A 17,160-nucleotide genomic window follows, 5' to 3' on the forward strand; every position below is an offset into this window, starting at 1 on the left:
TTTATTTTTATTTGATTGAAATCACATTCAGATTGACGAATGAATGTTAAAATTGTTATCTTTAAAGTGGCATTATTTATTATTATTTTTAGAGGAGGTCAAAAATGGACTATATTTGGCGTTATATCAAAAAATATCCAAAACTTCTAACACTAGATGTTATGGGTGGTTTTTTCTTTGTTCTCGTTAACTTAGGATTACCAACAGTTTTTGCCTTTATGATTGATCAAGCAATCATACCTGGAAATAAAGATCAACTTTATTTTTGGAGTGCGGTTATGTTAGCAGTTATTATTGCAGGGTTATTTGGGAGAATTGTTTTATCATACGCTTCTAGTAAGTTAACCAACAACATGATTCGGGATATGCGAAATGATTTATATAAGAAAACACAATTATTTTCGCATGAAGAATATGAAAAAATAGGTGTTTCATCAATGGTAACGCGTATTACCAATGATGCGTTTGTTTTAATGCAATTTGCTGAAATGTCGTTGAGATTGGGTGTGAATACACCATTAATGTTCATTGGTAGTGTCGTTATGATTATTATGACTAGCCCATCGTTGGCTTGGTTTATGATTGCTGCACTTCCTCTATTGGCGATTGCTATTTATGTCATCGCAAATAAATCACGACCTTTATCCGAAAAACAACAAACATCTTTGGATAAACTGAATCAATATGCTCGTGAAAACCTGACTGGTTTACGTGTTATACGTGCTTTTGCAAGAGAAGAGTATCAAGAGAATAAATTTACACGTGAAGCGCAAGAGTACACCGATACTTCCAGTCATTTATTCAAATTGATGGGTTCGGCTATGCCGATTTTTACGCATATATTGATTTGGATGATTGTATTAATTATTTGGTTTTCACTAGGTGATATTGAGGCAGGAAACTTGGAAGTCGGAAACGTGGTTGCCTTTATTGAATATGTATTCCATGCTTTATTTTCATTTATGATGTTTGCCAATTTATTTATGATGTATCCACGGATGGCTGTATCTTCAAGACGATTACAAGAAATTGATACAATGGAGATTTCGATTGATCCAAATCATGAAGGTGTAACAGAAACAAAAACAAGAGGTTACCTGGAATTTAAAAATGTCACCTTTGCCTATCCTGGTGAAACGGAAAATCCAGTCCTACATGACATTAGTTTTAAATCAAAACCTGGAGAAATTGTTGCTTTTATCGGAAGTACAGGGAGTGGTAAATCGACCTTAGTTCAATTAATTCCACGCTTTTTCGATGTAACTCTTGGAAGTATATTAGTGGATGGCGTTGATGTTCGTGACTACAATTTAAAAGCCTTACGAAAGAAAATAGGTTTTATTCCACAAAAAGCTTTACTGTTTACTGGAACAATCGGAGATAATTTGCGTTACGGAAAATACAATGCAACAGATAAAGAAATTGAACGGGCAACGGATGTTGCGCAAGCAAAAGATTTTGTATATAAGACACAAGAAAAATATCATGCTTTCTTAGCTGAAGGTGGTAGCAACTTATCTGGTGGTCAAAAACAACGATTGTCGATTGCTCGTGCGCTTGTTCGTACACCAGATATTTATGTGTTTGATGATAGTTTTTCAGCTTTAGACTATCGGACAGACGCAGAATTACGTCGACGTCTTAAAGAAGTAACCAAGGAATCAACAACCGTTATTGTTGCACAAAGAGTGAGTTCTATCATGAATGCCGATCAAATCATTGTCCTTGATAAGGGAGAAATTGTTGGTCGCGGAAAACATGAAGAATTAATGAAAACGAATGAAATTTATCGAGATATCGCACAATCACAATTAAAAAATGCGTCATTAGAAGGATAGGAGGATAAAAATGAATTCTAATAGTGGACTGATTAGTAAAGTTTGGCAATACATGAAACCCTATAAAGTGTCATTATTTATATCTATCTTTTTGACATTCATCCAAGTTATTACTAGTGTTATTGAACCTTTTGTTTTAGGATTGGTTATCACAGAAATAACAAATAATGTTGTAGCGATGGTACAGGAAGTAGAAGGCGCAGGGATTAACTATTCCTATATATTTATGATGCTAATTTTTTATCTGATTCGTGGTTGGATAAATCAAGCATCTACCTATGGTGCTAATTATTACATTACTGAAGCGGTTCAAAAAATGATTAGAGATTTACGAATTGATATTATTCATAAACTGAATCGTTTACCTATTGCTTATTTTGATAGAAATCAATTCGGTAATATCTTAAACCGTATTACTAGTGATGTTGAATCAGTGTCCAATGCTTTGCAACAAGCTTTGCTTCAAATTGTTTATGCTGTTCTTTCCATTATATTTGTCACTTTAATGATGTTTTACTTAAATTGGCAGCTGGCTTTAATTGTTATAATTAGTATGCCTATTTCCTACTGGGTTGCACAAACAATTGTAAAGATATCGCAAAAACACTTTAAAAGTCAGGCAGATATTTTAGGAAAACTAAATGGTTTTGTCCAAGAAAACTTTACAGGTTTTAATATCATCAAGCTGTATAATCGGGAAGAAAAATCTGAAGAAGAGTTTGAATCGATTACGAATCAATTAGCAGAAGTAGGCTTTAAAGCATCCTTTTTATCTTCAATGATGATGCCGATTGTCAGCGTGGTTTCACATCTAGCCTATTTAACTGTTGCTTTAGTAGGTGGTTTGTTGGTTATTGAAAGACGCCTAACAATTGGTAACTTACAGGCCTTTACACAATATGTATGGCAAGTGAATCAACCGATTCAAACGATTACGCAATTATCTGCTCCTTTACAAAGTGCACGGGCAGCGATTGACCGTATTTTTGAAGTTTTAGATTATCCTGAAGAAAACAATGAATTTGTTACTCATGTTAAGGGTGAATTAAGTGGACAAGTTTCATTTAATAATGTTTCATTCCAATATACTGAAAACAAACCTTTAATCAAAAACTTCACAGTTGATGTTAAACCGGGTGAAATGGTAGCCATTGTTGGTCCTACGGGAGCTGGTAAAACAACCATCATCAACCTATTGATGCGATTTTACGATGTAGTAGACGGCTCGATTACCGTCGATGGGGTCGATATCCGCGATTTACCTAGACAAGAATACCGCAGTCAATTTGGGATGGTCCTACAAGACGCTTGGCTATATGAAGGTGAAATTAGAGAAAACCTTCGTTTTGGTAATTTACATGCAACAGATGAAGAAGTTATTGCTGCTGCAGAAGCTGCAAATGTTGATCATTTTATACGTACCTTACCGGGTGGATATAGCATGCGGATTAACCAAGAATCAAGTAATATTTCATTAGGGCAAAAACAGCTATTAACCATCGCTAGAGCTTTGTTAGCTGATCCGAAAATCTTGATTTTGGATGAAGCGACGAGTTCAGTTGACACGCGTCTTGAACTCTTAATTCAAAAAGCGATGCATCGTTTAATGGAAGGGCGGACAAGCTTTGTTATTGCCCACCGTTTATCAACGATACAAGAAGCGGATAAGATTCTTGTTATGAATGATGGTCAAATTATAGAACAAGGAACGCATGAATCCTTGCTAGCCGATAAAGGATTTTACTATAATCTATACCAATCGCAGTTTTCTAATTAAATGATCTACGTTAAATAAAGTTTGAAAATAACTTTGTTTAACGTATTTTTTTATCGACTTGTAAAAGTAACAAGATTAAATTAAGATGATAACTATGATTAGAAAGTTAAGATAGAAAAGAGTGGACATATGAAGATAGGTTATCAAGGTGTACCAGGTGCGTATAGTGAAATGGCTTTACGTAATTATTTCAAAAACTATGACGACAAAGAGATGACAGTGATTGAGTTTAATCGATTTGCAACATTGATCCAAGCTGTTGCAAAAAAAGAATTAGACTATGCCGTTGTTCCAATTGAAAATTCAACGACTGGGCTTATTTCTCGAACAATGGATCTATTTCGATACCAGCCAATAACGGCAATCGACCATGTGCTTCAACCCGTCAAACATATCCTTTGGGGAATCGAGGGGAGTCGACTGGAGGAAATTAAGGAAGTTTTTTCACATCCTGAAGCTTTAGCTCAAAGTCAGTCGTTTTTTGATCAGTATCCCTTGATAAACGCTCAAGCTTATGAAGATACAGCTAAAGCCGCTCAATGGGTTTTTGAACAAAATAATCCATCCTATGCAGCATTAGCCAGTCAAAGAGCGGGGGAATTATATCATTTAGTTCCTTTAAGAGAAATGATCCAAACTAAAGAATCAAATACAACACGCTTTTTCATTATTCGCCATCAAGAACATACCAATGAAGAAGGCAATCGATTAGTAGTTTATATTGAAACAAAACACCAACCGGGAGCTTTATTGAAGATATTACAAAGCTTTGACGTCTTTAATTGTAATTTGGAAGGACTCAATGCACGCCCAATACCAGGTCAACCATTTAGTTATGGTTTTTTTATTGAAGTAAATATCGAGCATACTAAAGCATCGCTTAGCCTTTTAAAAGAAGTTTTGCAGCAAGCAGCTGAATATGTTCAACTCATTGGTCGTTTTGATTAACATTGAAGGATGAAGGAGAAGGTAATTTTATGAATATTGCAATTGTCGGTTTAGGGGTTGTCGGAGGCTCGTTTGCAAAAGCCATTCGCAAACATTTTAGTCCCTTAACTAAAGTATTAGGCATTGATATTGATGTTAACACAATTGAAGCTGCCTTAGAACAAGGATTAATTGATTATGGTGAAACGACCAATGAAAGTATTATTCAACAAGCAGATTTGGTTATTATTGCCCTGTATCCCAATGCTGTCGTTCAATTTATGCAAGAACATTCTCATTTATTTAAAGAAGGGGCGATCGTTACTGAAGCAACAGGGATAAAAGTACAATTAATGGAGTCTATTAATAACTTTATTCCTGATACCATTGACTTTATATTTGGACATCCAATGGCTGGACGTGAAAATAAAGGGTTAGACTATGCTTCAGCTGAAGTTTTTGAAGGAGCTAACTACTTAATTACACCGACACCATTGAATCAACAGAAAAACCTTGATTGGTTTACTGGATTTATTGAAACCATAGGCTTTAGACGTGTGAGCTTTGTTGATGCGAGTAATCATGATGAAATGATTGCTTATACCAGTCAGCTTGCCCATGTGATTGCTGTTTCATTAATTAATAGTGATTTAGTTGATCGGAATACTGCTTTGTTTGTTGGAGATAGTTACCGTGATTTAACACGGATTGCTAAACTAAATGAGGATTTGTGGTCAGAGTTATTTTTTACGAATAAAGAAGAGTTGTTAAAAGCGATTGAACGTTTTGAAGAAAAGGTCATCGATATGAAAATGGCAATTGTCGAAGGTAATCGTGAACAAATGAAAGATTACTTTATTGAATCAACCAAGCGTCGTTTGAAATTGGAACAAGAGGACCGAAAATATAAGCAGTAAAAAACCAATCTATTCATTTATTTGATTATACAAATGAATAGATCGGTTTTTTATTATCATAGGAGACGGATATAATTTTGTTCTTTAGGACTTGATTGGTCGACTTCTTCTGAAATAATCTCATCTAATTGGGCTATGACAGTTTCCTTCGTTATATAATCATCTTCAATAATATATCCTTTATTGGAAGAAATTTGTTCAAAGATGACTAATGAAGGTGTTTTTTCAACATTCATACTGCTAGCAATTTTTTGATTATTTAAATAGAGTTCACGAACGAAATCTGAATTGATATCTTCCATAAAGACATCAACATCAAGGCCTACTTCTTTAGCAATTTGTTTAATGAAATCTTCATTGTAACGATCGATTTGATCATCAATGCGTTGTTGCATTTTCATTAAAAATAAGCGACCTTTTCGCTTTCCTTGCATAGATGCCGCTTTTGTCGCTAATGATGCATGATAAACAATTCGGTATATGTGGTTTCTTGTATTTAAATCGGTTAAATCGATATTTAATTGTTTTATATAATCTGTAACGATTTTTTGATTATGGAAACACACGATGTGTAAGTCTACTTTTGACGAAATCATTTCGAGAGCTGCATTGACTTCTTGTTCGCTATAGTAGCATTTACGTCCGAGTGGATTTACAAATAGATAAAATTCGAATAATTTTGGTTTCCCGTTTGTCCGATAATCTATTTGATAGTTACTTAACATGTGTTATTCCCTCCTTTTCTCTCACTATAGTAGTATTTTATCAAATTTAGTCAAAAAATGCGACTATCTTGATTTATGAATAAATTGTTATCTATTTTGTGCATGCTTTGAAGCCCGAGCAATCTTCTTGTCGGCTTTTTGAAAAGGGATGTCTAATTGTTTTAATAATTTATCTAAGTATATTTGGCCTTCTACTAAATTCGATGTTTCAAGTTCTAGTTCATAATCAACTTGGTCGTAATAGGTCGATTGATCAAGTGCCAAAAGGCCATCATCGACTTCAATATTCCATCGCAAAGTGGTTAATTGGATCGTTTTTTCTAGTTGGTCAATATCAATGGCTTCTTTTTCAAAAAAAGCACTGATCTCAGAACCTAATATGTCTTTTGAAAGTTTTATATTTTCATCTAATCGTTGGTCATTTTCTTTTGTTATTTCAATGGCAGTTAGTTCACTTTGTGTTTGTTTGATCGTCCATTCGCTGGTATTATCAAACAGTCTTAGTCTAAACGCTGCTTTTTTCTTTTTTAGCTGCTGATCCAAAGTATCAAAATAAATATTGACTTGCTTAATCGGTTCAATAGAATTCAGTGAAAAAAATGATTGGAGACGGTTAAAATCATTTTGACTTAACATGGTTTTTATTTCTTTTTCGATTTGAATGCTCATTTTGCACATCCTTTCAACATAAAAACTATCGTATCAATTTTTAATTCGATTCACAAGTAATTTACTCTGTTTTTAAAATGCAGATATATGCTAAAATATAAAAGTAAAAGCAAATTTTAATAATAAATATCTGATATGATTAGAAAGGAAAAGTTGTCGATGGTAGAAGATAATTTTGTAGATGATTGGGTAAGTTTTCTAGCGCCATACGAACAAGCAGTCGCTGAATTAAAACTTAAATTAAAAATGATGCGTGATGAGTTTCAAATGAAACATCGGCATACGCCCATCGAATTTGTAACAGGAAGAGTTAAAACCCCTGCAAGCATTTTAGAAAAAATGGAAGTAAGAAACATTAAGCCTGAAGATTTTTTAATTGGGGTCCAAGATATTGCAGGTATTCGTATTATGTGTCAGTTTGTTGAAGATATTTATGAAGTGGCAGAATTATTAAAAAGAAGGCAAGATTTCAAAGTATTACTTATAAGGGATTATATAAAATATTATAAGCCAAGTGGTTATCGTTCCTACCATATGGTATTAGAATATCCTGTTCATCGCTCAAATGGGATTGAAACAGTGATTGTGGAAGTTCAAATTAGAACGTTAGCCATGAATTTTTGGGCAACAATTGAACATTCTTTAAATTATAAGTATAGTGGAATATATCCTGATGATATTTTGCAGAGATTACAGCGAGCATCTGAGGCGGCCTTCCAATTAGATGAAGAGATGTCTGAAATCCGTGATGAAATCCGCGAAGCCATTCAGTATTTTGAAAATTAGAAGAAAATAATAGCGAGGAGCATTATAATTGCCGAAAAATGTATTGATTTTGTCTAATGATAAACCTGAATCAAAAGATATTAAAACTCGTTTAGTTAAATATCTAAAAAATACCGCTGTCTTGGTCAATAATTTGGAAGTGGATCCTGACATCATTGTATCGATTGGTGGGGATGGAACCTTATTATCCACTTTTCATCAATTTAAATCGCATATAAATACCGCACGCTTTATCGGTATACATACTGGGCACCTTGGTTTTTATGCTGACTGGCAAGGATACGAAGTTCAAGAACTAGCCGCAGCCATTGTTGATGCTAATGGAGAGTCTATCAGTTATCCACTTCTAGAAATTGATATGGAGCTAACGGATGGTACACGACATAAGGAATTAGCTTTAAATGAATTTTCAATCCGCTCTGTTAGTGGAACCATGGTCAGTGAAATTTATATAAAAGATCATTTTTTTGAAACATTTCGAGGTGATGGCATCTGTGTTGCCACTCCAACTGGATCCACAGGTTTAAATAAATCATTGGGCGGGGCAGTCATTCATCCTCGACTTGATGCTATTCAACTTACTGAAATTGCATCGATTAATAACCGTGTCTTTCGATCGTTAGGTTCACCTATGATTATTCCGCGTGATGAATGGTTTGAACTCAAACCTCAAGTCTATTCAAATAACAAAAATATGATTGTTAGTATTGATAATATGGCTTTTTCTGATAAAATTATTTCTTGTGTTAAATTAAAAGTTGCGAATGAACGCATTCATTTTGCTAGCTTTAAACATACGCATTTTTGGGATCGGGTTAAAAATTCATTTATCGGTTTATCTGATAATGAAGCAAACCATAAAAACCCTGATAACTATTTAAAATAAGGAGCAAGAAAATGCAACGATTAAGAGCGATTATTTTATTTATTGTCAGTGTATTTTTTTTAACGGGCTGTTTTTCAAACGCTGAAGATAAGGCGTTGACGGATACAATAAAAGAAACGGTAGAAGAAGCATCACGTGTTGATGGGATTATATCAATTGATGAATCCAGCAACTTAACTGCCATGGATGAATCAGAAAAGCAAGCCATTTACGAATCATTAAATGAAATCATTATGGATACTCAATCCGTCAATGAGATTGCAAGTTATTCAATGGTGACTGAGTTAGACTCTGAAGAAAGTTATATTGACTTTCTTAAATCAACGGATGATGAGGTAAAGATTATTTATTTAGGTTTTAATGAATGTCCCTATTGCGTGGCATTTAGTCCTAAATTAAATAAAATTGCTGAAGAATTAGCTGTAGATATTTATTTTTATAATACACAAGCTAGGGCAGATGACAATAATTTTGCTGTTGCAATGGCGAATTACGATGTTTCGACCGTACCTCATGCGTTTATTGTAGAAAAAGCTAAGCCGATTCAAGCAATTAATCACGAAAGTAGTATGGAAGCGATAGAAGCATTCGTTACATATGCTAAATCATTACAATAATTGGAAAAGGGACAAGAATATTGGAATTTGTTTTCGACTATCAATTGCCAGACGCAATGTTAATTAAGCAGTATTTACATGAGTTAAAATTGCCACGGAGTTTTATCTCGCATGTTAAATTTGCAGGAGCCATTTTATTAAATGGATCGCCGGTAACGGTAAAGCAAGAAATTAAAATGGGAGATCAATTAATTTTGATTCAACCAGCAGAAGACGGACATGATACCGTTATCCCATCTTATGAAAAACTTGATATTATATATGAAGATCGTGATATCTTAGTGATTAACAAAGCCGCACAGACGGTGTCCATACCTTCAATACAAAATCCGAGTTCATCTATTGCCAACCACGTAAAAGGTTATTATGTTGAACAAGATTATGAAAATAAAGTTATTCATATTGTTACGCGACTAGACCGTGACACGACTGGTTTGATGTTAATTGCTAAACATCGTTTAGCCCATGCTTTACTTGATCGTCAAATAAGAAACCGCCAAATTGAACGATTTTATTTTGCACTTTCTTCAAAGCCACACTGGGAGTCTCATGGTTTTATCGATGCTCCAATTGCAAGAGACCCGGAGTCAATTATTACCCGAATCGTTGACTCATCAGGGAAAGATGCCTTGACAGAATATTTCTTATTACAAGCATTTCCAGACTCAGCTTTCTTAAAATTGCAGCTTCATACGGGTAGAACGCATCAAATTAGAGTACATATGAATCACGTTAACGGACCATTAATTGGGGATGATTTATATGGTGGGCCTTTAACGAAAATTCTATCACGGCAAGCTTTGCATTGTGGTGAATTGGTATTTCTACATCCATTTACAAACGAGAAGATGAGACTAACTGCAGCTTTGCCGGATGATATGCAACAATGGATTTTTGAACGAACGAAGGAAAGTTGCTAGCAAATTAGTGTGATTACATTTGTAATGTTAAAGCTGTCGTAAGATAAGGAGAGATAAAGATGGAGATTTTTCACCGATCATTTGAAGAGAATCTAGACGTCTTAAAACAACATTTAACCAATAACCGGATGACGCGTTTTCGAACAGAATTTCTTGCATTGCATTATTATGACCAGGCAAAATTATTTGAAGCATTTGATAATGATGATCGATTAAAAATATATCAATATCTGTCTCCTTCAGAATTAGCTAATATTTTTGATCAGCTTGAGTCGCAAGATGAAAGAGTAGAAGGTTATTTTGAAGCAATGTCCAATCCATATGCAGCAGCTGTTCTTGGCGAGATGTTTGCCGACAATGCTGTTGACGTATTAAACAATATCACTGACCGTGAACGTGTCAACATATTTATGCATTTAATGAATTCAGAAAGTGCTCGTGAAATCAGTCAATTAATTAATTATTTGGATGATACAGCTGGTTCGATTATGACGACTGAATTTATTTCAATCGAAGCCAATTATACGATAAAAGATGCATATCTACATTTAAAATCGGAAGCTATCCAAGCTGAAACGATTTATTATGTATACGTGGTTGATTCTGAAAAACGTTTAGTAGGCGTTATTTCCTTAAGGGATTTAATTATTAGTGATGATAACAAATTAATTAGCGAAGTAATGAACACACGAATCATTTCTGTTCAAGTTAACGATAACCAAGAAGAAGTCGCAAAAATGGTTAAAGATTATGACTTATTAGCTTTACCAGTCGTTGGTTTTGACCGTGAGTTATTAGGTATTATTACGGTCGATGATATTTTAGACGTTATGCAAGAAGAAGCTGATAGTGACTACTCTGGTTTGGCTGCTGTTAACGTTAGTGTGGAACATGAGAAGCCATTATCAGCTTCAAAAAGTAGATTACCTTGGTTAATTACTTTATTGTTCCTAGGAATGGGAACTTCAACTTTAATTAGTCGTTATGATAATTTAATTGCTTCAGCAAGTGTTTTATCAGCATTTGTAACGTTAATTACAGGTACTGCAGGTAACGCAGGAACGCAAGCTTTAGCCGTTGCCGTCCGTAAAATAACCAATAAAGCGGAAGACGATAGCTTCTTTGATTCAGTTATTTTTGAATTGATTACAGGAGTTATTACGGGGCTGATTGTTGGTCTCACCATTGCGGTAGTCGCTGGAGTTTGGCAAAAGAACTTTCCGCTGGGTATTGTCATTGGTATTTCAATGGCAGCTGCTATTATCGTAGCCAATTTATCTGGGGCGCTTATTCCAAAATTGATGACACGCTTAGGCTTTGATCCAGCTGTAGCAAGTGGACCTTTTATTTCAACCTTAAGTGACCTTACCTCTGTATATATATACTTTACAATCGCCTCAATTTTTATTGATTTAATCCTTAAATAAATATCACAAAAAAAGCACGCATATCACTTTGAATGATATGGCGTGCTTATTTTTATACAACATTCTAGATATAAAGGACTTTAACCATATCGTGATGCGGGATACGAGCATCGAGATATCCCTTGGGATTACTGATACTAAAACCCGATTTCTCATAGAAGGGAATAACGTGGTCTTGTGACGCTAATACTAATTCCTTTACATTTTTAGTTTTTGCCCAGTGCTCAATTTCTTCAATTAATGTTTTACCAATGGATAAACCTCTTTGATCAGCATCCACACAAACTCTTTGTATCTTCAGTTTTGACTCATCAATAAATGATACGCGAGCCGTTGCGACAGCGTCGTTATCTTTATACAAAACAATATGCCAACACTGAGAATCAAGGCCATCAATTTCTTCTGATTCTAAAACATTTTGTTCATTAACAAAAACTCTTTTTCTTAGTGCAAATGCATCGTTTAAAACTGAACCATTATCACCATATTGCCATTTTACGTCCATGATGTATCCTTCTTTCGATAATAATAATCAATAGCTTAATAATTATAGCATAAGTTTGAGTGGTGGATAGAATAAAAAGATATTCAAAGTTTGTGAAAATATATCTTGTTTATGATAAGTGAATGTTATAACAAAAACCTTATAAAAATATATTATATTTAAATTTATATTATACTAAATATGCTAGGGGAAATAGTGTTGACACTTCTTTATAAAGTTGATATGACAATAATTCACTAAAATTCAAAGTGGAAATAAAATCATCTAAAAAAAATATTTTTTCCTTTTCAAATTAAAATGTATATGTTACAATGTGAACATAGTAAGAATATATAGGAGGCTACATTATGAAAGTTGTAGTAATTGGTTGTACCCACGCCGGAACATCCGCAGTAAAGACGATTTTAAACGAAAATCCTGATGCGAATGTCATCGTATATGAAAGAAATGACAATATTTCGTTCTTGTCTTGTGGGATAGCGTTGTATGTTGGGGGAACAGTCAAAGATCCTCAAGGACTTTTCTATTCAAATCCTGAAGAATTATCTGCTCTTGGTGCTGACGTTCATATGGAACATGATGTGACTAAAGTAGATGTTGAAAACAAAAAAGTTTATGTAACAAACTTAAAAGACAATTCAACTTTAGAAGAAACATATGATAAATTAGTTTTAACAACTGGTTCTTGGCCAATTATTCCGCCATTAGGTGGTTTAGACCTAGAAAATGTTTTATTATGTAAAAACTATAACCAAGCTCAAGAAATTTTCACGCGTCAAACAGATGCTGAAAAAGTTGTAATCATTGGTGGAGGTTACATAGGTATTGAATTAGTTGAAGCATTTGCTGAACAAGGTAAACAAGTAACTTTAATTGATGGTTTAGATCGTATTTTAAATAAATACCTTGACCCTGAATTCACTGATATTTTAGAAGAAGACTTACGTTCTAAAGGTATCACTGTTCGCTTAAATGAAATGTGTCAAAGTTTCGAAGGCGAAAACGGTAAAGTGAATAAAGTTATCACATCAGGTGGCGAGTACGAAGCTGATATGGTTATCCTATGTGTTGGATTCCGTCCAAACACAGATTTAATTAAAGGCCAAATCGATACTTTACCAAATGGTGCTATCTTAATTGATGACTACATGAAAACTTCACACCCAGATGTATTTGCAGCTGGTGATAGCTGTGCTGTTAACTACAACCCTAATGGTGGACATGCTTATATTCCATTAGCAACTAACGCTGTTAGAATGGGTACTTTAGTTGGTAAAAATATTAATGGTGATAAAGTGCGTTACCGTGGTACACAATCAACTTCTGGATTGTATTTATTTGGATGGAATATTGGTTCAACAGGTGTGAATGATGCAAGTTCTAAAGTAATGGGACTTGACACACGTTCAGTTTATGTTGTTGATAACTACCGTCCAGAATTTATGCCAGAAAATGAAAAAATCTACATGAAATTAGTTTATGAAGTAGGAACAAACCGTATCGTTGGTGGACAAATTATGTCTAAATACGATGCAACTGCATCAGCTAACACATTGTCATTAGCTATCCAAAACAAAATGACGATTGAAGATTTAGCTTATGTAGACTTCTTCTTCCAACCTGTGTTCGACCGTCCTTGGAACTACTTAAACATTTTAGCTCAAGCTGCCGTTGAACAAGAAAGACTAATCAGTCTTGAAGAATCTGCTAACGCTTAATTAATTCTTAAACTTTAGTTTAAATCGAGTCATTTATATGCCAAACGTACTGAAAATGATACGTTTGGCTTTTTCTTTTCTAAAATTAATGCAAGTATATGTTTTTTTTGCTAAAATAGATGAACGAGTACAATGAGTGAGTTTTAGAATAGAAGGGTGAACTATGAATTTATCACAGAATTTGAACGTTAGCTTATTTGGCTATAATCGACTGCAAGTAGAACAAATGCTTCAAAAACAAAAAGATCAAATTGCAAAACTAGAATCCCAAGCCGAAGATAATAATAAGCGCCTTCAGGAGTTAGAATCACAATTAGCCTATTACCAAGGGATTGAAAAAGATTTAACTGATGGCGTACTAGATGCAAGAAAAGCAGGAAATCAAATCATTGCTGAATCCAATGATGAAGCAGAGAAACTTATTACTAAAACCAACCATCAAGTTTCACAATATAAAGAAGATGTAGCTCATTACAGCCGTCAACTGACTGCAAGTGGAAGTTCACTAAGACAGCAGCTCAATGAAATGAAAGCTGAAATGGAATCAATCTTGAAACAATATCAAAATGTAATTGAGTCGACTGACTTTGATCGTTTGTTTCCAGCAGAAAAAGTTGAACAATTTAGCTTGCAGGTTGACGAGTATATGAATGATGATTTAAGCTCACAACGTGAAGATTCTCCCTTAAAATGGCAAGAAAATAATAATTTGTCTGAGGAAGAAAAGAAAGAACTTGAAAAACTCATTCATGAAGTGATAGCTAACGAAGGCAAAAATGTACAAACTGATCAAGATACGAATGTTGATTATTTAAAAAATGAAAAGTTAGTACGTTTAGTCAGCAACAAAATAAATTAATAAAAAAACGAACAATCAGGTAAAATTAGTTTTGCCGTGACTTGTTCGCTTTTTTGAGTGAATGATTAGTATAAAATTTGAAATCAAGGTGATTAAATGAAAGAAAATTTAAATCAAAAGGTAAAAAGCAGACGGACGTTTGCGATTATATCCCACCCGGATGCTGGGAAAACAACAATTACAGAACAATTGTTGCTTTTTTCTGGTGCTATCCGTGAAGCTGGGACAGTAAAAGCTAAAGGTAAAAAATCCAATAAATTTGCTAAATCTGACTGGATGGAAATTGAAAAACAAAGAGGGATTTCCGTAACAAGTTCAGTTATGCAAGTTGACTATGATGGTTTTCAAGTCAATATTTTGGATACACCAGGACATGAAGATTTCTCAGAGGATACATATCGAACATTAATGGCAGTGGATGCAGCCGTCATGGTAGTGGATAGTGGTAAGGGGATTGAGCCTCAAACCAAAAAATTATTTGAAGTATGTAGTATGCGAGGAATTCCGATATTTACTTTTATGAATAAGTTAGACCGTGATGGACGTGAGCCGCTTGAATTGGTGGCTGAATTAGAAGATGTTTTAGGTATTGATGCTTACCCAATGAATTGGCCGATGGGGATGGGAAGAAACTTACTAGGTTTGTATGATTTATATAACCAGCGCGTTGAATTAAGGCATGATGATTCTGAAGTATATATTCCTTTGGATGAAGATGGTGAAGCTGAAGGAGACCATGATTTTAAGTTATCGAGTATCTATACACAGGCCATCGAAGATGCCCAGTTATTGCATGTAGCGGGTAATGAATTTGATTTGGAAAAAATTAGTAAAGGTAAGTTAACTCCTGTCTTTTTTGGTTCAGCTTTAACAGGTTTTGGTGTACAGACATTTTTTGATGCCTTTGTTGATTTAGCCCCAGCACCAAGCGAAACAGAAACAGTTGATGAAGAGAAAGTAATCGAACCCGATGATAAGCAGTTTACAGGCTTTATCTTTAAAATCCAGGCCAATATGAATCCGGCACACCGTGACCGTATAGCGTTTATCCGCATTTGTTCAGGTACATTTGAAAAAGGGATGACCGTTACCCTTAATCGAACAAAAAAAGAACTCCGCTTAGCTCATACGACTCAATTTATGGCCGATGCTCGTCAAGAGGTTGAAACAGCCGTAGCAGGGGATATTATTGGTTTGTATGATACTGGAAATTTCCAAATTGGAGATACTATTTATTCTGGTAAACAAAGTGTCCAGTTTAAACCGCTACCTCAATTTACACCTGAATTATTTATGCGTGTTTCACCTAAAAATGTGATGAAGCAAAAATCATTCCATAAAGGGATTGAACAACTGGTTCAAGAAGGTGCGATTCAACTTTATAAAACTTATCATACTGAAGAGTATATCATTGGTGCTGTTGGACAACTACAATTTGAAGTTTTCCAATACCGCTTACTCCATGAATATAATGCTGAAGTTATCATGACACCTTTAGGCAATAAAATTGCTCGTTGGATTGATCCAAAAGATTTAAATCCAAATATGTCCTCAAGTCGAAATTTATTAACCAAAGATCGTTTCGGAAACCCAGTTTTTCTTTTTGAAAATACTTTTGCAGAAAATTGGTTCAAAGATAAATATCCAGATATCGAACTAAAAAGTTTATTGTAAAATCAGTAAAGCCGAATTTTAAAAAAGATAAGAGAACTGTCATAGCTTTTGTAGCTGACGCTTTTATCATTTTAAAATTCGGTTTTTTAGTTGATATTAGACTTTTGCTTCAATTTCTACAAAGTTATGACCATAGAGAATTTCTAAATTATCGCGTGATGTAAGGTTGAAGAGAAATTCAATCGTAAAATCTATCTCACGATCGTGAATTTTACGGACTCTATTCACTAAAATAATATTTTGATGTGTTGCTGCTTGAGTATGAATAACGGTTGTTCCACCTATCGAATACACTTTAACATGATATGCATCGGTATTTTCTAACTGATTGTTGACTAAATCAAAATGGTTATTGGTAACATCGATAATTTTCATAAATAACTCCTTTCTCAAATCCAAGATTAATAATGTGTTTTTAGTGAAATAATTTATATATTTATTATACGCCTTTCTTTTTAGTAATTATAGTTATCAGCAGAAATTTTCTTTAAAAAATGGTAACGCTTTACAAAAAAGAGTAAAAATTGCAAAAACTTGATTAAATTAAGGTTTAATCTTGTTGAATCGTAAAAAAAATGGTATTCTTTATAGGAAAGGATTTATCAAAAATTAAATCCTTAATACATTGTAAAAGGGGTCAATTGATTATGGAGAAAAGAGAATTTAAAGTTGCAGCCGAAACAGGTATTCATGCACGTCCAGCTACTTTATTAGTACAAACTGCAAGTAAGTTTTCATCTGATTTAAATTTAGAATACAAAGGTAAATCAGTAAACTTAAAATCAATCATGGGAGTTATGTCTTTAGGTGTTGGCCAAGGTGCTGATGTTGTTATTACAGCAGATGGTTCTGACGAAAAAGAAGCGATTGAAGCAGTTACAGAAACAATGAAAAATGAAGGTTTAGCTGAGTAAT

17 protein-coding genes are annotated in these 17,160 nt (G+C 34.1%); 13 read left to right on the forward strand and 4 right to left on the reverse strand.

The genetic code is table 11. The features are described 5' to 3' along the window. Window positions 1-104: 104 nt before the first annotated feature. From ACTQ54_RS06275 to ACTQ54_RS06290, 4 genes are all read left to right on the forward strand, one after another. Window positions 105-1,838 (forward strand): ABC transporter ATP-binding protein, encoded by a 1,734-nt coding sequence (locus ACTQ54_RS06275; RefSeq protein WP_441755283.1) that lies wholly within the window; start codon window positions 105-107, stop codon window positions 1,836-1,838. Window positions 1,839-1,848: 10 nt separating this feature from the next. Beyond that, entirely contained in the window at window positions 1,849-3,615 is a 1,767-nt protein-coding gene (locus ACTQ54_RS06280) for an ABC transporter ATP-binding protein (RefSeq protein ID WP_441755284.1), read from the forward strand. A gap of 129 nt (window positions 3,616-3,744) precedes the next feature. Beyond that, window positions 3,745-4,563: a prephenate dehydratase gene (locus tag ACTQ54_RS06285; RefSeq protein ID WP_441755285.1), complete on the forward strand. Its 819-nt coding sequence runs from the start codon at window positions 3,745-3,747 to the stop codon at window positions 4,561-4,563. A 29-nt stretch (window positions 4,564-4,592) separates the two neighbouring features. After that, window positions 4,593-5,459, forward strand: a complete 867-nt coding sequence (locus ACTQ54_RS06290) for a prephenate dehydrogenase (protein WP_441755286.1) — start codon at window positions 4,593-4,595, stop codon at window positions 5,457-5,459. Between the two features lie 56 nt (window positions 5,460-5,515). Here the strand turns inward: ACTQ54_RS06290 and ACTQ54_RS06295 are convergent, their stop codons facing one another. Then, window positions 5,516-6,184, reverse strand: coding sequence for a DsbA family protein (locus ACTQ54_RS06295; RefSeq protein WP_441755287.1), 669 nt, complete (start codon window positions 6,182-6,184; stop codon window positions 5,516-5,518). 87 nt (window positions 6,185-6,271) lie between these two features. After that, window positions 6,272-6,853 carry a CYTH domain-containing protein gene (locus ACTQ54_RS06300; RefSeq protein ID WP_441755288.1) on the reverse strand — a complete coding sequence of 194 codons (582 nt, stop codon included), beginning with the start codon at window positions 6,851-6,853 and terminating at the stop codon, window positions 6,272-6,274. 159 nt (window positions 6,854-7,012) lie between these two features. On the opposite strand from ACTQ54_RS06300, the gene ACTQ54_RS06305 reads away from it, so the two are divergent. From ACTQ54_RS06305 to mgtE, 5 genes are read left to right on the forward strand one after another with little or no spacing between them, the layout of a single operon-like run. Continuing rightward, the gene (locus tag ACTQ54_RS06305; protein WP_441755289.1) at window positions 7,013-7,639 is read left to right on the forward strand and encodes a GTP pyrophosphokinase; all 627 of its coding nucleotides are present in this window, start codon (window positions 7,013-7,015) and stop codon (window positions 7,637-7,639) included. 28 nt (window positions 7,640-7,667) lie between these two features. Further along, complete coding sequence (locus ACTQ54_RS06310; protein WP_441755290.1) at window positions 7,668-8,525, forward strand: NAD kinase; 858 nt, start codon at window positions 7,668-7,670, stop codon at window positions 8,523-8,525. Between the two features lie 11 nt (window positions 8,526-8,536). Continuing rightward, window positions 8,537-9,142, forward strand: a complete 606-nt coding sequence (locus ACTQ54_RS06315) for a thioredoxin domain-containing protein (protein ID WP_441755291.1) — start codon at window positions 8,537-8,539, stop codon at window positions 9,140-9,142. A gap of 20 nt (window positions 9,143-9,162) precedes the next feature. Continuing rightward, window positions 9,163-10,062, forward strand: coding sequence for an RluA family pseudouridine synthase (locus ACTQ54_RS06320; RefSeq protein WP_441755292.1), 900 nt, complete (start codon window positions 9,163-9,165; stop codon window positions 10,060-10,062). A gap of 59 nt (window positions 10,063-10,121) precedes the next feature. Then, window positions 10,122-11,489: a magnesium transporter gene (mgtE, locus tag ACTQ54_RS06325; RefSeq protein ID WP_441755293.1), complete on the forward strand. Its 1,368-nt coding sequence runs from the start codon at window positions 10,122-10,124 to the stop codon at window positions 11,487-11,489. Window positions 11,490-11,553: 64 nt separating this feature from the next. Here the strand turns inward: mgtE and ACTQ54_RS06330 are convergent, their stop codons facing one another. Then, the gene (locus tag ACTQ54_RS06330) at window positions 11,554-11,994 is read right to left on the reverse strand and encodes a GNAT family N-acetyltransferase (protein WP_441755294.1); all 441 of its coding nucleotides are present in this window, start codon (window positions 11,992-11,994) and stop codon (window positions 11,554-11,556) included. Between the two features lie 347 nt (window positions 11,995-12,341). Here ACTQ54_RS06330 and ACTQ54_RS06335 point away from each other — a divergent pair, with 347 nt between their 5' ends. The 3 genes from ACTQ54_RS06335 (at window position 12,342) to ACTQ54_RS06345 (ending at window position 16,245) form a co-directional block, all read left to right on the forward strand. Beyond that, on the forward strand, window positions 12,342-13,712 hold the full coding sequence (locus tag ACTQ54_RS06335; protein ID WP_441755295.1) for an FAD-dependent oxidoreductase: 1,371 nt from the start codon (window positions 12,342-12,344) through the stop codon (window positions 13,710-13,712). 163 nt (window positions 13,713-13,875) lie between these two features. Then, window positions 13,876-14,571 (forward strand): DivIVA domain-containing protein, encoded by a 696-nt coding sequence (locus ACTQ54_RS06340; protein ID WP_441755296.1) that lies wholly within the window; start codon window positions 13,876-13,878, stop codon window positions 14,569-14,571. Window positions 14,572-14,667: 96 nt separating this feature from the next. Continuing rightward, on the forward strand, window positions 14,668-16,245 hold the full coding sequence (locus ACTQ54_RS06345) for a peptide chain release factor 3 (RefSeq protein WP_441755297.1): 1,578 nt from the start codon (window positions 14,668-14,670) through the stop codon (window positions 16,243-16,245). A gap of 96 nt (window positions 16,246-16,341) precedes the next feature. Here ACTQ54_RS06345 and ACTQ54_RS06350 read toward each other — a convergent pair whose 3' ends face one another. Further along, complete coding sequence (locus tag ACTQ54_RS06350; RefSeq protein WP_441755298.1) at window positions 16,342-16,620, reverse strand: DUF1827 family protein; 279 nt, start codon at window positions 16,618-16,620, stop codon at window positions 16,342-16,344. A gap of 272 nt (window positions 16,621-16,892) precedes the next feature. On the opposite strand from ACTQ54_RS06350, the gene ACTQ54_RS06355 reads away from it, so the two are divergent. Next, window positions 16,893-17,159, forward strand: coding sequence for a phosphocarrier protein HPr (locus ACTQ54_RS06355; RefSeq protein WP_313793694.1), 267 nt, complete (start codon window positions 16,893-16,895; stop codon window positions 17,157-17,159). The last annotated feature ends 1 nt before the right edge of the window (window position 17,160 follow it).

Origin of the sequence: Fundicoccus sp. Sow4_H7 (assembly GCF_052115865.1) — a bacterium.
In the GTDB taxonomy this organism is placed as follows: Bacteria; Bacillota; Bacilli; order Lactobacillales; family Aerococcaceae; genus Fundicoccus_A.

Bases quoted from the DNA above. Each gene is read 5' to 3' on its own strand.
- ACTQ54_RS06335 (WP_441755295.1), top strand. From the start codon at position 12,342: ATGAAAGTTGTAGTAATTGGTTGTACCCACGCCGGAACATCCGCAGTA.
- mgtE (WP_441755293.1), top strand. From the start codon at position 10,122: ATGGAGATTTTTCACCGATCATTTGAAGAGAATCTAGACGTCTTAAAA.
- ACTQ54_RS06340 (WP_441755296.1), top strand. From the start codon at position 13,876: ATGAATTTATCACAGAATTTGAACGTTAGCTTATTTGGCTATAATCGA.
- ACTQ54_RS06350 (WP_441755298.1), bottom strand. From the start codon at position 16,620: ATGAAAATTATCGATGTTACCAATAACCATTTTGATTTAGTCAACAAT.
- ACTQ54_RS06355 (WP_313793694.1), top strand. From the start codon at position 16,893: ATGGAGAAAAGAGAATTTAAAGTTGCAGCCGAAACAGGTATTCATGCA.
- ACTQ54_RS06330 (WP_441755294.1), bottom strand. From the start codon at position 11,994: ATGGACGTAAAATGGCAATATGGTGATAATGGTTCAGTTTTAAACGAT.
- ACTQ54_RS06305 (WP_441755289.1), top strand. From the start codon at position 7,013: ATGGTAGAAGATAATTTTGTAGATGATTGGGTAAGTTTTCTAGCGCCA.
- ACTQ54_RS06295 (WP_441755287.1), bottom strand. From the start codon at position 6,184: ATGTTAAGTAACTATCAAATAGATTATCGGACAAACGGGAAACCAAAA.
- ACTQ54_RS06285 (WP_441755285.1), top strand. From the start codon at position 3,745: ATGAAGATAGGTTATCAAGGTGTACCAGGTGCGTATAGTGAAATGGCT.
- ACTQ54_RS06290 (WP_441755286.1), top strand. From the start codon at position 4,593: ATGAATATTGCAATTGTCGGTTTAGGGGTTGTCGGAGGCTCGTTTGCA.
- ACTQ54_RS06300 (WP_441755288.1), bottom strand. From the start codon at position 6,853: ATGAGCATTCAAATCGAAAAAGAAATAAAAACCATGTTAAGTCAAAAT.
- ACTQ54_RS06275 (WP_441755283.1), top strand. From the start codon at position 105: ATGGACTATATTTGGCGTTATATCAAAAAATATCCAAAACTTCTAACA.
- ACTQ54_RS06315 (WP_441755291.1), top strand. From the start codon at position 8,537: ATGCAACGATTAAGAGCGATTATTTTATTTATTGTCAGTGTATTTTTT.
- ACTQ54_RS06280 (WP_441755284.1), top strand. From the start codon at position 1,849: ATGAATTCTAATAGTGGACTGATTAGTAAAGTTTGGCAATACATGAAA.
- ACTQ54_RS06345 (WP_441755297.1), top strand. From the start codon at position 14,668: ATGAAAGAAAATTTAAATCAAAAGGTAAAAAGCAGACGGACGTTTGCG.